Source organism: Flavobacterium sp. FG68, assembly GCF_057808895.1.
The window spans coordinates 1-14920 of record NZ_JBMDIY010000020.1; the positions used below are offsets into that span (position 1 = coordinate 1).

The 14920-nt window shown below is 31.6% G+C and carries 10 protein-coding genes; 6 read left to right on the plus strand and 4 right to left on the minus strand.

Translation table 11 applies throughout. From position 1 onward, the window contains the following. Positions 1-261: 261 nt before the first annotated feature. On the minus strand, positions 262-1431 hold the full coding sequence (locus ACODSB_RS13750) for a proline dehydrogenase family protein (RefSeq protein WP_488937471.1): 1170 nt from the start codon (positions 1429-1431) through the stop codon (positions 262-264). Positions 1432-2091: 660 nt separating this feature from the next. On the opposite strand from ACODSB_RS13750, the gene ACODSB_RS13755 reads away from it, so the two are divergent. The 6 genes from ACODSB_RS13755 to recQ all read left to right on the plus strand — a co-directional run bounded on the left by ACODSB_RS13755 (position 2092) and on the right by recQ (position 10946). Further along, positions 2092-4218, plus strand: a complete 2127-nt coding sequence (locus tag ACODSB_RS13755) for an O-antigen ligase family protein (RefSeq protein ID WP_488937472.1) — start codon at positions 2092-2094, stop codon at positions 4216-4218. A 203-nt stretch (positions 4219-4421) separates the two neighbouring features. Next, the gene (gene aroB / locus ACODSB_RS13760) at positions 4422-5489 is read left to right on the plus strand and encodes a 3-dehydroquinate synthase (protein WP_488937473.1); all 1068 of its coding nucleotides are present in this window, start codon (positions 4422-4424) and stop codon (positions 5487-5489) included. Positions 5490-5788: 299 nt separating this feature from the next. Continuing rightward, positions 5789-7192: a type III PLP-dependent enzyme domain-containing protein gene (locus tag ACODSB_RS13765; RefSeq protein WP_053473228.1), complete on the plus strand. Its 1404-nt coding sequence runs from the start codon at positions 5789-5791 to the stop codon at positions 7190-7192. A 109-nt stretch (positions 7193-7301) separates the two neighbouring features. Beyond that, positions 7302-8270, plus strand: coding sequence for a deoxyhypusine synthase family protein (locus ACODSB_RS13770; RefSeq protein WP_056209248.1), 969 nt, complete (start codon positions 7302-7304; stop codon positions 8268-8270). A gap of 9 nt (positions 8271-8279) precedes the next feature. Then, positions 8280-8690: a DNA primase gene (locus ACODSB_RS13775; RefSeq protein WP_256634954.1), complete on the plus strand. Its 411-nt coding sequence runs from the start codon at positions 8280-8282 to the stop codon at positions 8688-8690. A 135-nt stretch (positions 8691-8825) separates the two neighbouring features. Then, positions 8826-10946: a DNA helicase RecQ gene (recQ, locus tag ACODSB_RS13780; protein ID WP_488937474.1), complete on the plus strand. Its 2121-nt coding sequence runs from the start codon at positions 8826-8828 to the stop codon at positions 10944-10946. A gap of 230 nt (positions 10947-11176) precedes the next feature. Here recQ and ACODSB_RS13785 read toward each other — a convergent pair whose 3' ends face one another. The 3 genes from ACODSB_RS13785 to ACODSB_RS13795 form a co-directional block, all read right to left on the minus strand. Continuing rightward, complete coding sequence (locus tag ACODSB_RS13785) at positions 11177-11692, minus strand: DinB family protein (RefSeq protein ID WP_256634956.1); 516 nt, start codon at positions 11690-11692, stop codon at positions 11177-11179. A gap of 30 nt (positions 11693-11722) precedes the next feature. Then, positions 11723-14308, minus strand: a complete 2586-nt coding sequence (locus tag ACODSB_RS13790; RefSeq protein ID WP_488937475.1) for a phosphoenolpyruvate carboxylase — start codon at positions 14306-14308, stop codon at positions 11723-11725. A 93-nt stretch (positions 14309-14401) separates the two neighbouring features. Continuing rightward, positions 14402-14881: an Lrp/AsnC family transcriptional regulator gene (locus ACODSB_RS13795; RefSeq protein ID WP_008468989.1), complete on the minus strand. Its 480-nt coding sequence runs from the start codon at positions 14879-14881 to the stop codon at positions 14402-14404. Between the last annotated feature and the right edge of the window lie 39 nt (positions 14882-14920).

The following is a 14920-nucleotide window of genomic DNA, read 5'->3' on the forward strand; positions in this document are numbered from 1 at the left end:
TAAAGTCCAGCTCTACAATATAATTTGTTCCTTCGGAACTACTTAAGAGCCTTTGTCTCGATCCATATTTAGTTAAACTGGACTAAAGCCCAACTCTACAACATAATTTGTTCCTTTGGAACTATAAAAAGAGCCTCTGGCTCGATCCATATTGTAGGGCTGGACTTTAGTCCAGTTTGATAAAGAATTGAAATAACAAAAAAGCCCCAATTAAAATTGGAGCTTTTTTATGTGTAAACTGTAAACCGAGACTGGAAACTATTATTTCCCTTTTCTACGTTTACGTTCAGCTTTAATCATAGATAATTCGCGGCTTGTTTGCCCAGCAACCGAAGTATTTTCTTCGGCACGGCGAATTAAGTACGGCATAACATCTTTTACAGGCCCAAACGGAAGATATTTTGCTACATTATAACCGTTTTCAGCTAAGTTGTAGCTAATATTATCGCTCATACCATATAATTGACCAAACCAGATTCTTTTGTCGTTTTTGGCAATTTCTTTTTCAACCATCATTTCCATTAATTTGTATGAACTCAATTCGTTATGAGTTCCTGCAAAAATCGCCATTGTTTCTAAATGCTCTAACATATAGTGAACAGCAGCGTCATAATTAATATCTGTTGCCTCTTTAGAAACGCAAATTGGCGAAACATATCCTTTTTCTTCAGCTCTCTTGTTTTCTTTTTCCATGTAAGCGCCTCGAACCAATTTCATTCCAATAAAGAAACCTTCGGCCTTAGCAACTTCATGCAATTTTTTCAAATAATCCAAACGATCCCAACGGTACATTTGTAAAGTGTTAAATACAATAGCTTTTTCTTTATTGTATTTACGCATCATATCAGTAACTAATTCGTCGGCAGCATCCTGCATCCAGCTTTCTTCACCGTCAATTAATAATGCTACGTCTTTTTTGTGGGCTTCACTACAAACCTGATCAAAACGATTTACAACTCTATTCCATTCTTCTTGTTCTGCTGGACTTAAAGTTTGTTTTTCTCCTAATTTCTCATACAATTCAAAACGGCCTAAACCTGTTGGCTTAAATACTGCAAACGGGATCGCTAAACGTTCTTTTGCAAATTCAATAGTTTTTAAGGTCATTTCTAAAGCAGCATCAAACTGTGCTTCTTCTTCTTTTCCTTCAACTGAATAATCTAATACAGATGAAACGCCTTTGGTAAACATTTTATCTACTACGGTTAAACAGTCATCTTCATTTACTCCGCCGCAAAAATGATCAAAAACCGTTGCACGAATCAATCCTTCAACCGGAAGATGTGCTTTGATTGCAAAATTTGTAACAGCAGTTCCAATACGTACTAAAGGCTCACTATCAATCATTTTAAAAAGAAAATAAGCCCTGTCAAGTTCTGTATCACTTTTAAGTGAAAAAGCAACCTGAGTGTTATCGAATATTTTTTCCATTAAGTTTAGTTTTTGTACAAAGATATAGACTGTTTTGAATATTATTTACGAAATCGTATGATATTTTTTGATATCTTTAAACCTCTTAAAAATATTCTTTGTTTTGAAAGTAGGATTTTACTTTAATTTTTACGTAATTTTGCAAAAAAATGAAAACGTATGAATACTCAATAAATTGATAGTATTATAAGTGAAGTAAAAGGAAAATATTCTATTCCTAATTTTATAGTTCTCCTTTTTATCTCTTCGTTATTAATAATTGACTTTTTGCCATATTTTAAAAGTGTAGAAATCATTAATCCACAGTTTTTATACCTTTCAGTAATTAACGTAATTATTACTGTTTATTTTTACTATAATCCTTCTTTGATTGCTGCAGATATTTGGCCCACTTTTAAGAGAAGTTATATTTTTAAATTGTATTTAGCCTTCCTTTTCTTTTGTGCTATATCTTATTTTGTTGCAAAAAACACCTCATTAGTGTTTACAAAATTTACAGAAATAGTAATTGTATTCTGCTTATTTATAAACCTTTCTATTCTTTTAAAAAATAAATTAGATCTCCTTTATAAAATTATATTCATTGTAAGCATTAGTGCGTTAATTCAATCCTGGCAACAGCTTTGCCATTTTATTATTATTCCGCGTCATGCTTCAATTATGGATTTATTAAGTGGGATAAAAGGAAATACAGGAAATATAAATATTTTGGCGGCCAGTCTAACTATTAAAGTTCCTTTTTTATTGCTGGGCATAACTCATTTTACTACATACAAAAAGTGGTTTTTAGTTTTTATCTTATTTTCGGTCACTTCAGTTATTTTCTTAACGGGAGCCAGAACACCGCTTATTAACTTATTTCTGATCTATTTAATTTATATTATTTATCTCCTAAAAGAATTCTCATTTAAAAGAACAACGGTTTCTAAAATTTTATTCTTAATAATTCCGATATTAACTGCAATATTATTTGCAAACTCAATATTTCAAAAATCAAAGCATAAAGGGAGATATGTTTCCTTAGAAAATAGAGTAAGCCAGATAAATACAAAAGATGAATCTTCAAAAGCTAGATTAATATTTTGGAAAAATGCAATCCAAATCAGTAAAAATAATCCAATTATGGGAATTGGTTTAGGGAATTACCAAGTTGAATCAATTCCTTACGAAAGAACAACTTCAAACGATTCGACGGTTTCTTTACACGCGCATAATGATTTTATTGAAATTTTAGCCGAAACAGGAATAATAAACGGCTTAATTTATCTTTCAATATTTATTGGTGTCTTTATTATAAATCTAAAAAGAATTCTAAAACCAAAAAACAAAGAATCCCAAACAATTGCTCTGTTAGCCTTATTGCTTTTAATTGTATACGGAATAGATTCATTCTTTAATTTCCCAATGTACAGACCTACGATGGCAATATTTTTGAGTTTAATTTTAGCCTTGACCTTAACTAATTCCGAAACAAATCAAATAGCATTACCAAATGAAATATTTTCACTAAAAATTATAGCTCCAATTATAATTGTTGTATCAATACTAACGAGCTATTCTGCTTTTATAATTTATAAAGCATCAAATTTAGAGTACTTAATTGCCCGTGACAATATAAATGTGAACCTAAAAGGATTTCTTACAGGAGATCAGGTAGTAAATAAAATGCCTGCGTATCCAAATACTTTTAGCAGTTCAGAGTCATTTTATGAATATGCCGGAATTTATTATGTTCGTGAAAAACAATATGATAAAGCTTTAAAATGTTTTTCAAAAGCAAGTAAAATTAATGGCTATGCCGGACGTATTGAGTTTTACAAACAAGTTATATCTAAGCATAAAGGCAATATTGACAGTGCTTATATTTATATAAAGCAGGCATTCTATCTGCGTCCAAGAAATTATGACATATTTAAGACTTCAATTAATTTTGCTATTTCAAAAAGAGATACAACTGAAATTGTAAAACAACATACATTATTTTCTCAATACAGACCAATGCCTCAAACATGGGATCTTGCAGCCCGCGGGCTTAAATTTTCAGGTTATAATTGTCAAAATTTACTTAAGTTTATTGATCAGGGATTGAAAAAATTTCCTGAGGATAGTACTTTAACAGCTCAAAAAAATCAACTCTTAATTACGAGTTATCTAACTGGAGGGCAGAATTTTGAGAATAAATCTAATTTGAATAATGCTCTCCAATCCTATGAAAAAGCATTAAAAATTGATCCTAAAAATATTTATGTATCACAAAATATAGGATTCAATTATTTAAAGCAAGGCCAAAACAAAAAAGCAATAAATGCTTTACTTGAAGCATTAAAATATCATGGTTTAAATGGTGGAAAGACAGAGTTTTTCTTAGGTATTGCTTATTTAAAAGAAAATGATAAAACGAATGCTCTTAAATATTTTAATTTATCAAAAGATAAAAATTATCCTGCAGCCAAACAATTAATAGCTACGAGTCAAAATAATAATTTTGCAGATGAAGCAGCATTAAAAAAACGCAAAAATGATCTTTTGATTGCCGATTTAATTACGGAAGGACAAAATTTTGAAGAACAGAAAAAAATGGATGAAGCTTTGGAATCTTATCAAAAAGCTTTAAAAATTGATTCAAAAAGTATTTACGCTGCACAAAATATTGGATTCTATTATTTAAAAGTTGGCCAGTCAAAAAAAGCAATCAATTATTTATTTATTGAATGCTTTAAAATATCCGGGCTTAAATGGCGGAAAAACAGAATATTTCCTTGCAATTTGTTATTTAAAAGAAAATGACAAAGTGAATGCCTGTAAATATTTAAATATATCAAAAAGCAAAAACTATTCTGATGCACAACAATTACTTAAGATGTGTAAATAGTTTCTGTTCTTTTAAACATTAATTTAGAATGATTCGTTTTTAAACAAATTAGGGTCAAAATTTGAATATATTTTAGTTAAAAATGCCTTATTTTGCGGTTTCAATTAACCGAAGAATTATGCAATCTATTCAAGCGAACAATTATCTCGTGCATTTTAACCAACATGCATACGAAGCTTTAAATAAACATTTAAAAGAAAATAAATACTCAAATATTTTTATTATTGTTGATACTGAGACAAATGAGTATTGCCTGCCAAAACTTTTACCTGTAATTGAAACAGACTTAAATATTGAAATTATTGAATTTGAAGCAGGAGAAGCCAATAAAAATATAGAAACCTCTATTGAAATCTGGCATGTTTTAACAGAGCTTGGTGCAGATAGAAAATCACTTATAATCAATCTTGGAGGCGGTGTTGTAACAGATTTAGGCGGTTTTGTAGCTTCAACTTTTAAAAGAGGAGTTGATTTTATAAATATCCCTACTACCCTATTATCTATGGTTGATGCTTCTGTGGGAGGAAAAACCGGAGTTGACTTAGGAAACCTTAAAAACCAGATTGGAGTTATAAATGTTCCGCAAATGGTTTTAATCGATACCGAATATCTTGAAACTTTACCACAAAGTGAGATGCGTTCCGGACTTGCAGAAATGCTGAAACACGGTTTAATTTATGATGCAGCTTACTGGAAAGAATTCCTTGATCTTGGTGCTATTGATTATAATGCATTAGATCAATTAATTTACCGTTCGGTTGAAATTAAGAACGAAATCGTAATTCAGGACCCAACAGAAAAAAATATCCGTAAAGCACTTAATTTCGGACATACTCTTGGTCATGCCATCGAAAGCTACTTTTTAGAGAGTGAATCTAAAATAACTTTATTACACGGTGAAGCAATTGCTGTGGGAATGATCTTAGAAAGTTATATTTCCCTTCATAAAGATTTAATTACTTCCGAAGAATATTCTGAAATAAAAACGGCTATAAAAGCAATTTATGACGATGTAAAATTTGAAGAAAATGACATCGATCCTATCCTGGAATTGCTTATTCATGACAAAAAAAATGAATACGGATTGATTCAATTTGCTTTAATTGAAGGAATCGGAAAGATAAAAATTAACCAATCCGTTGAAAATAAATTAATTCTAGCTGCGTTTCAAGATTATAAATCTTAAACTTTTTTTAATTAAAAGCATTGCTTTTGGTATATATTATTTTTTACATTTGCCACAATGAAAACAAACAATAAACAAAGACAATTCAGCTCTTACAGAAACCGCCTCAACAGTTCTTTACTTAGAATGTTGAATCGTTTTTATAATAGTAAAAGCCCGTTTTGTTTTGATGTTTTCCAATGTTCGAAAGCAGAACACGAAAAACTGCAAATTATATTTGCTAATATTAGAGTTTGAATTTTAAATTTAGAAGAAAATCACTAAATTTAATAATTACTACTTAAAATATTGAAATATAAATGAATACAAAATATTCGGACCTAATAAATCAAACCTATTACTTCCCTCAAGAGGAATTTAAACTAAGCAAAGACAACCTTCAGTTTCATAACATCGATTTGATGAAATTGGTTGAACAATATGGTACTCCATTAAAGTTTACTTATTTACCTCAAATTTCTGAAAACATCAATAAGGCAAAAGCCTGGTTCAGAAACGCAATGGAAAAGAATAAATACGAAGCAAAATATTACTATTGTTATTGTACAAAAAGCTCTCATTTTGAATACATTATGAATGAAGCTTTCAAAAACAACATTCATATTGAAACATCATCTGCTTTTGATGTTAATATTGTTGAGAATTTATTAGAAAATGGTAAAATCAACAAAAGTACTTATGTAATTTGTAACGGTTTTAAAAGAGACGAATACATCAATAATATTGCGAGGTTAATTAATAACGGACATAAAAATACTATTCCGATTATTGACAATTACGAAGAACTTGATTTACTTCAGGGAGAAATCAAAGGAAAATTCAAAATTGGAATCCGTATTGCTGCCGAAGAAGAACCTAAATTTGAGTTTTATACATCAAGATTAGGAATTGGTTATAAAAACATCGTATCGTTTTACAAAAAACAAATTCAGGAAAATGATAAATTAGAGCTTAAAATGCTTCACTTTTTCATTAATACCGGAATAAACGATACTTCATATTACTGGAACGAGCTTGTAAAATGTATTAAAGTATACATTGCACTTAAAAAGGAATGCCCTACTCTTGATGGTTTGAACATTGGAGGCGGTTTCCCAATTAAAAACTCGCTGGCATTTGAATATGATTATCAATATATGATTGATGAAATTATCAATCAAATTAAAATAGCTTGTGATGAAGCCGAAGTTGATGTTCCAAACATATTTACTGAATTTGGATCGTTTACTGTAGGTGAAAGCGGTGGAGCAATCTATCAGATTTTGTATCAAAAACAACAAAATGATAGAGAAAAATGGAACATGATCGATTCTTCTTTCATTACTACTCTTCCAGATACCTGGGCTATCAATAAACGTTTTATTATGCTGGCGATTAATCGCTGGAATGATACTTACGAGCGGGTTCTGTTAGGTGGATTGACTTGTGATAGTGATGATTATTACAATTCAGAACAAAATATGAACGCCATTTATCTGCCTAAATACAACAAAGAAAAGCCATTGTATATTGGTTTCTTTAATACTGGAGCATATCAGGAAACAATTGGAGGTTACGGAGGTTTGCACCACTGTTTGATTCCGCAGCCTAAACATATTTTGATAGATCGCGATGAAAATGGAATTCTTGCAACAGAAGTTTTCTCTGAACAACAGACTTCAGACGACGTATTAAAAATATTAGGTTACAAGAAAAAATTGTAAAAAAAAACTGTAAATTAATTAAGGTTAATAATTAGAAAATTATTAATTTGCATATATCCAAAAGGTTAAAAACTTTTAATTCAAAAAAAACAAAAAAACAAAAAACAAAATGAAAGGACCAATCAGTCAGTTTATTGAAAAACATTATTTACACTTTAATTCTGCTTCACTGGTAGATGCAGCCAAAGAATACGAACAACAATTAGCAAATGGATCTAAAATGTTGGTGAGTATGGCTGGTGCAATGAGTACAGCAGAAATTGGTAAAATTTTTGCGGAAATAATTAGACAAGATAAAGTACAAATTATTTCATGTACTGGAGCCAATCTAGAAGAAGATATCATGAATTTAGTAGCTCACTCTCACTACGAAAGAGTTCCTAATTACCGTGATTTGACACCAGAAGACGAATGGGCTTTACTGGAAAGAGGATTAAACCGTGTTACAGATACTTGTATTCCTGAGCATGAGGCTTTTAGACGTTTACAAAAACACATCTATAAAATTTGGAAAGATGCTGATGATAAAGGAGAACGTTATTTTCCACATGAATTCATGTACAAAATGTTATTATCAGGCGTTTTAGAAGAATATTATGAAATTGACTTAAAAGACAGCTGGATGTATGCTGCTGCTGAGAAAAATTTACCTATTATTGTTCCGGGATGGGAAGATAGTACAATGGGTAATATTTTTGCATCATACGTAATTAAAGGTGAATTGAAAGCATCTACAATGAAATCTGGTATAGAATACATGACTTTCCTTGCTGACTGGTATTCAAAAAACAGCCAAAATGGTATTGGATTCTTCCAAATTGGTGGTGGTATCGCTGGAGATTTCCCTATTTGCGTTGTGCCAATGTTATACCAGGATATGGAAATGCATGATGTTCCTTTCTGGAGCTATTTCTGCCAAATCTCTGATTCAACAACAAGTTACGGTTCTTATTCAGGGGCAGTTCCAAATGAAAAAATCACATGGGGTAAATTAGATATCAAAACCCCTAAATTTATTATAGAGTCGGATGCTACAATTGTTGCACCATTAATTTTTGCATATTTATTAGATTTATAGGATATTTTTATGAAAAGAGTTATAGTAGACTACGCCAAACTGACAAACGAAATTTTAAACCTTTTGGTTGAAAAATTTCCTGATGGTTATGATGATTCGGATGTTATCCGTTTTAGAAACGCTAAAAACGAATTAGTAGAAGCTGTTGAAGTTCGTACTGAAGACACTATTTATTTAGTAAAAATCAGTACTAAACTTGCTGACAGAATCGAAAATTATGATGAAGATGACGATATCGATCTTGATGTTGATACAATCGAGCCAGTTAAAGGTCTTGATCTTGATGATGATGCTGCAGATGACGATGACGATGATGACAATCTTGATAAACCAGACGTTGACGGTGGAGATGATGACGATGAAGACAGAGATCCAGACGATATAGCTGATGATGACGAAGATGAGGACGACGAAGATTAATCATTTACTTTTAAAATAAAGACAAAGGAACTCTATTTTGAGTTCCTTTTTTATTTATCCATACAAACAAATTATAAGAAAATTACTATATTTATATTTTAAGAAATATATTTAAAATATAAATTATTCGCCAATATGAAATCAGAATTACTACACGCCAAACTGAAAGAAAATTTCGGATTTGAAAAATTCAGGCCAAATCAGGAAACGATAATAAAAACTATTTTATCCGGACAGGATACATTAGCTATTATGCCTACCGGTGGTGGAAAATCTATCTGTTTTCAGCTGCCGGCACTTATATTACCCGGAATAACTATAGTTATTTCGCCTTTAATTGCCTTGATGAAAGATCAGGTTGACAGTTTGAAAACAAACGGAATTGCCGCATGTTACATCAACAGCAGTCAATCATCTGAAGAACAGCAGTTTTACATCGATAATTTAAAATCAAATAATTTTAAACTCGTTTATATTGCTCCGGAGAGTTTATCTTACTTAGATAATGTTTTTAACGAATTAACAATCAGTTTAATTGCAATTGACGAAGCGCATTGTATTTCTTCTTGGGGTCATGATTTTAGACCAGCCTACACCAATTTAGGATATTTAAAAAACCGCTTCCCTTCTACTCCAGTTTTAGCTTTGACTGCAACAGCCGATAAAGCAACACGTGCAGATATAACCAAACAGCTAAATTTAAAAAGCCCAAAAACTTTTGTTGCCTCTTTTGATCGCGCAAATTTAAGTCTTGAAGTGCGACCAGCTTTAGATCGTGTAAAACAAATTATTGATTTTGTCGAGAATAAACCTAACGAATCAGGAATTATTTATTGCTTAAGCAGAAAAACTACAGAAGAACTTGCAGAGAAATTATCTAAAAACGGAATTGTAGCAAAAGCCTATCACGCAGGTTTAGATAATACAACACGAGCAAAAACTCAGGATCAGTTTATAAATGATGATTGTCAGGTTGTATGTGCTACAATTGCATTTGGAATGGGAATCGACAAATCAAATGTTCGCTGGGTAATTCATTATAATTTGCCTAAAAATATTGAAGGCTATTATCAGGAAATTGGGCGTGCAGGCCGCGATGGATTACCAGCTGAAACAGTTTTATTTGAAAGTTATGCAGATGTGATTCAGCTTCAAAAATTTGCTTCTGAAGGATTAAATTCTGATGTTCAGCTTGCCAAATTAGAACGAATGAAGCAATATGCAGACGCAGTAAGCTGCAGGCGAAAAATTCTTCTTTCTTATTTTGGAGAACTCGTTACAGAGAATTGCGGTAATTGCGATATTTGCAAAAATCCGCCAACATTTTTTGATGGAACGATTCTCGCGCAAAAAGCACTTTCGGCTATTACCAGATTACAGGAATCTGAACCTTTAGCTGTGATTGTTGACTTTTTGAGAGGCTCAAAAAACGCATATATCTACGAAAAAAATTATCAAACGCTAAAAACGTACGGAATTGGTGCCGATATTTCCTGGTACGATTGGAATCAATACCTCATTCAGCTTATTAATCTAGGATATTGCGAAATTGCGTTTCATCAGCATAACAAAATTTTATTGACGCCTTTTGCGAAAAAAGTTTTGTTTGAAGGAGAAAAAGTAAAACTGACAACGGTTGTTAAAAAAGTAATTGATAAAAATGAAGTAAAACAAGAGAAAGCAAAAACAGCTGCCAAAAATTCTCTTTTTGAAACACTTCGAAAATTACGTTACGAAATTGCTCAGGAAGAAGAAGTTCCGGCATACGTCATTTTCAGCGACGCTTCGCTAAGACATATGGAAATTTTAAGACCAATGAGCGATGAAGATTTTCTTGCCGTGGAAGGTGTTGGAAAAGCAAAACTCGAAAAATATGGAGCAGAATTCATTAAGGCGATTATTGAGTTTCAAAGAAATAAATCTGTCGTTAAAAAAGACAAAAAAGAAAGCACGTATGCTAAAACTTTAGAGTTATTTCAAAATGGACTTTCGATTGAAGAAATCGCTGGACAAAGAAATTTGGGTGAAACCACAATTGTTTCTCATTTAGCGAAATTATATGTTGATGGAAACGATTTTGATTTAAGCCAGTTTGTTTCTGATAAAGAAATCATTGAGATTGAAAAAGCTCAATTAGAATTAGAAAATCCTAGCGCTTTAAGACCTTATTTTGAATTCTTTGAAGAAAAAATGTCTTATGATAAAATTCGATTTGGATTGGCATTTTTAGAGAGAAAGCATTTAATTGGTAAATAATATTCGCGTAGATGGCACGCGGATTTTACGGATTCGCTATCGCGAAGGCGTGGATTAATGCGATTTTTTTGTCATTTCGACGAAAGGAGAAATCGCACAAGTATTTCCTTATGGTGAATCGTAATCTTTGTCGAGTTTCTAGTGCGATTTCTCGTTTCTCGAAATGACAAAAGCAAAAAATCCTGTGAATTTACTTCACAGGATTTTTTTAGTTTTTATAATTTTAGCTTTTACAAATATCTTTCTTCAAAAACTTTTTGATGATGTTTTTGATGCCCAATTATCACAAAACCCAAAGCTCGAACAGAAATTTGATTACCAGAAGCCGTTCCAAGTCTTTTAAGCTGATCTTCAGATAAACTTTTGTAAAACAATAAAGTTGAATGTCTTAAAGCAGAAAGTTCAGTTAACAAATCCTGAATACTTCTTTTATTTGATTCTGTATTATTTGCGTAATCATCTTCTTCAAAACTTGGCAAAGGCGTTTTATCGTTTCTTGAAAATCTCAAAGCACGATAAGCAAAAATACGTTCAGTATCTATAATATGCTGAATGATATCCTTAATTGTCCACTTCCCTTCTGCATAGCGATAATCAAATTTATCCATTGGAATATTTTGAACAAATCGGATAAAATCATGAAGAGAGATTTCTAATTCTTCGATTAATTTTCCATCGCCGGCTTCTCTGATATAAGTGCCAAAATGACCCGAATATTCATTTTCTAGTAACTGACTTGCAATCATTTTTATAATTTTAAAGTTTACAAATTACGATTAAGCTGAATTTCTACTTGCATTTGTGTTTCCGAAAAGAGATCTCGTTACGATTTTTTCGTATACTTTGATTAGCTCCTCATTCGCAGAATTTTCTTTGTGCAATTCATTAATTTTTAACAATGCGTATTGTTGTATTGTCAACAACGGCAATACAATACGCTCTCTTATTTGAATTGATGCTATACCATCAGGATAGTTTTCCATTAAGGTTTTATGACCTGCAATTTTTAATAAAAGACGTTTTGTCTCAGAAAATTCATCATAGATAATCTGCCAGAATTCACCAAATTCAGGATCTTTTCTCATGTATGCCGTTAATGGTAAAAATGATTTTGCCAATGACATCATACTGTTCTCCAACAACGTTTTAAAGAATAATGAATTGTGATACAAATCACTTACTTTATCCCATTGACCTGATTCTTCAAAATGTTTCAAAGCTGTTCCAACTCCAAAAAATCCCGGTACGTTTTGTTTTAACTGACTCCAGGAACCTACAAATGGAATCGCTCTTAGATCTGCAAAATCTAATGATTCAGATTTGCTTCTTTTTGATGGGCGGCTTCCAATGTTTGTTTTAGAATAATATTTCAACGTACTCATTTTTTCCAAATAAGGAATAAATTTCGGGTGATTCTTAAAACTTAAATATTTATCATAACCCAAATTAGCTAATTGCGTCAGGATTTGAGTTTCTTCTGGAGTTAACTCATTCTTTTCTTTACCAAAAACCTGATTGGTTACACCAGCACTTAATAGGTTTTCAATATTAAAACGGCAAGAATCTAAAGTTCCAAAATTAGAACTAATCGTTTGCCCTTGTACCGTGATCTGAATTTCTTTATTTTCAATTTTTGGACCTAAAGAAGCGTAAAATTTGTGTGTTTTACCACCACCACGTGCAGGAGGCCCGCCGCGTCCGTCAAAGAAAATAGCTTTGATTCCGTATTTTCTTGAAATTTCAGTCAACGAAATTTTAGCCTGATAAATACTCCAGTTAGCCATTAAATAACCACCGTCTTTTGTACCGTCAGAAAAACCAAGCATAATGGTCTGTTCATTTCCTCTTGATTTTAAATGCTTAGAATATTCAGGATTGGTATACAATTGCTCCATAATTTGATGAGCATTTTGTAAATCATCTACAGACTCAAAAAGCGGAATAATGTCAACCGTTGGATTTTCCCAATTATTCAAACGAATCATCGCAAAAGTTTCCATTACGTTTAGCGCACTTTCGTTATTACTAATAATGTAACGATTGGCACCTTCTTCCCCATTGTTTTCCTGAATGGTTTTAATTGCCTGAACAGATTCTAAAGTCGATCTTGTAATTTCGTTTTCAAAATCAGCAGGATTCAAATCTCCTTTTATTTTTGATAAAACATCAATTTTTTGATCTTCTGTCAATTCATAGTAATTTTTCGGAAAAGTATCTGAACCAGAATTCAAGTAATAATTCACAACATCTTTAAATACAGCATTGTGAATTTTACTATTCTGACGAATATCTAAAGTTGCAAAATGGAATCCGAATAAATTGATTTTTACTAAAAGAGCTTCTAATTCGTCTAAATATAATGACTGATGTTTTTCAATAATTATAGTTCGAATTGTATTAAGCTGCGTTAATAATTCATCTAAAGTGATGAAAATTTCTCCTTTCGAATAAAATACTGAACGGTAAAGTTTATGTTCAAGATCTGATACCAAAGTATCTACACCTGAGAAAGTTAACTTTCTTTTTAAGTTTCTCATTTCAACATAATAACACTTCAGAATTGAAGTTCGTAAACGATCTGCAACTTTCAGTGTAATCTCTGTTGTAACGAATGGATTTCCGTCACGGTCACCTCCCGGCCAGAATCCTAATTTTATTAATTGATTCTGAATTTGATTTCCGTCATTGATATTTTTTTGTAAATAATGTACAATTTCTCCCGCTGTAGCATAGAATACATTTTCAAGATACCAAATTAAACTAACGGCTTCATCGTAAGGATTTGGTTTTTCATGCTGAATAAAAGGCGTTTTTCCCAGCTGTGCTAATAATTGTTTGATTTGTAATAAATCATTTTGGCGAATTGCTTCGGTCAAATCGTTTATAATTCCTAAAACAGGACCAGGATAAAACTGAGTTGGATGCGCTGTTAAAACCGTACGAACATTGAAATTTTCTAAAAAATTAACTAATTCGTCGTCTTTTTCTTTTGCATCTGATTTTTCTTTGATATCACGCAAAGATCCTCTTCCTTCCATATTGTTAACTTCAGGAAAAGCAGCATCTTCAATAGCGTCAAACAATACAATCTGACGTTCTATATATTGGATAAATCGAAACATTAAGTCGATTTTTTCCGTCTCTGAAGCATTATTCAGGAACTTATTTGAAAAGAAATCAAAAATTTCTTTTGGAGTTTCCTGTTTTTTAAATCCCGTTTCGCAGGTTTCTGTAAATAACGGCAGTAAAACACCTGTATTATCAATAGAGTCAAATGGTAATGTTATGAAAACACTATTGTAAATATGGTATTTAGAGAGAACGTCTTTGTTAAAACGCTCTATTTTTGGCAACGTGTACATAAATTCTTTTATAGTTGGTTGGTTAATTGGTCATAAAAAAACCCCAAGAATAAACTTGAGGTTATATTTTAATATAGCATTCAAGAGGGATTCTTACATGTTTTTGAAAATAGTATGCATCAAACGCTTCTTATCGTTAATACTTTCCTCTAATGAAATCATAGTTTCAGTTCTGTAAACACCATCGATATCGTCAATCATAAAGATAACTTCTTTTGCATGTTTTGTATCTTTTGCTCTGATTTTACAAAAGATGTTGAATTTTCCTGTCGTTACAGAAGCAACTGTTACGAATGGAATTTGATTGATACGCTCTAATACAAATTTAGTTTGTGATGTATTATTAAGGAATACCCCAACATAAGCAATAAATGAATAACCTAATTTATCGTAATCTAAGGCTAATGAAGACCCCATGATGATACCGGCATCCTCCATCTTTTTTACTCTAACGTGTACTGTACCAGCAGAAATCAATAGTTTTTTTGCAATGTCAGTAAACGGAACTCTCGTATTGTCTATTAACATATCTAAAATCTGGTGATCTACTTCATCTAAACGAAATTTACTCATAATTCTTTAATTAATATTACTAATTGCTATTACAAAGTA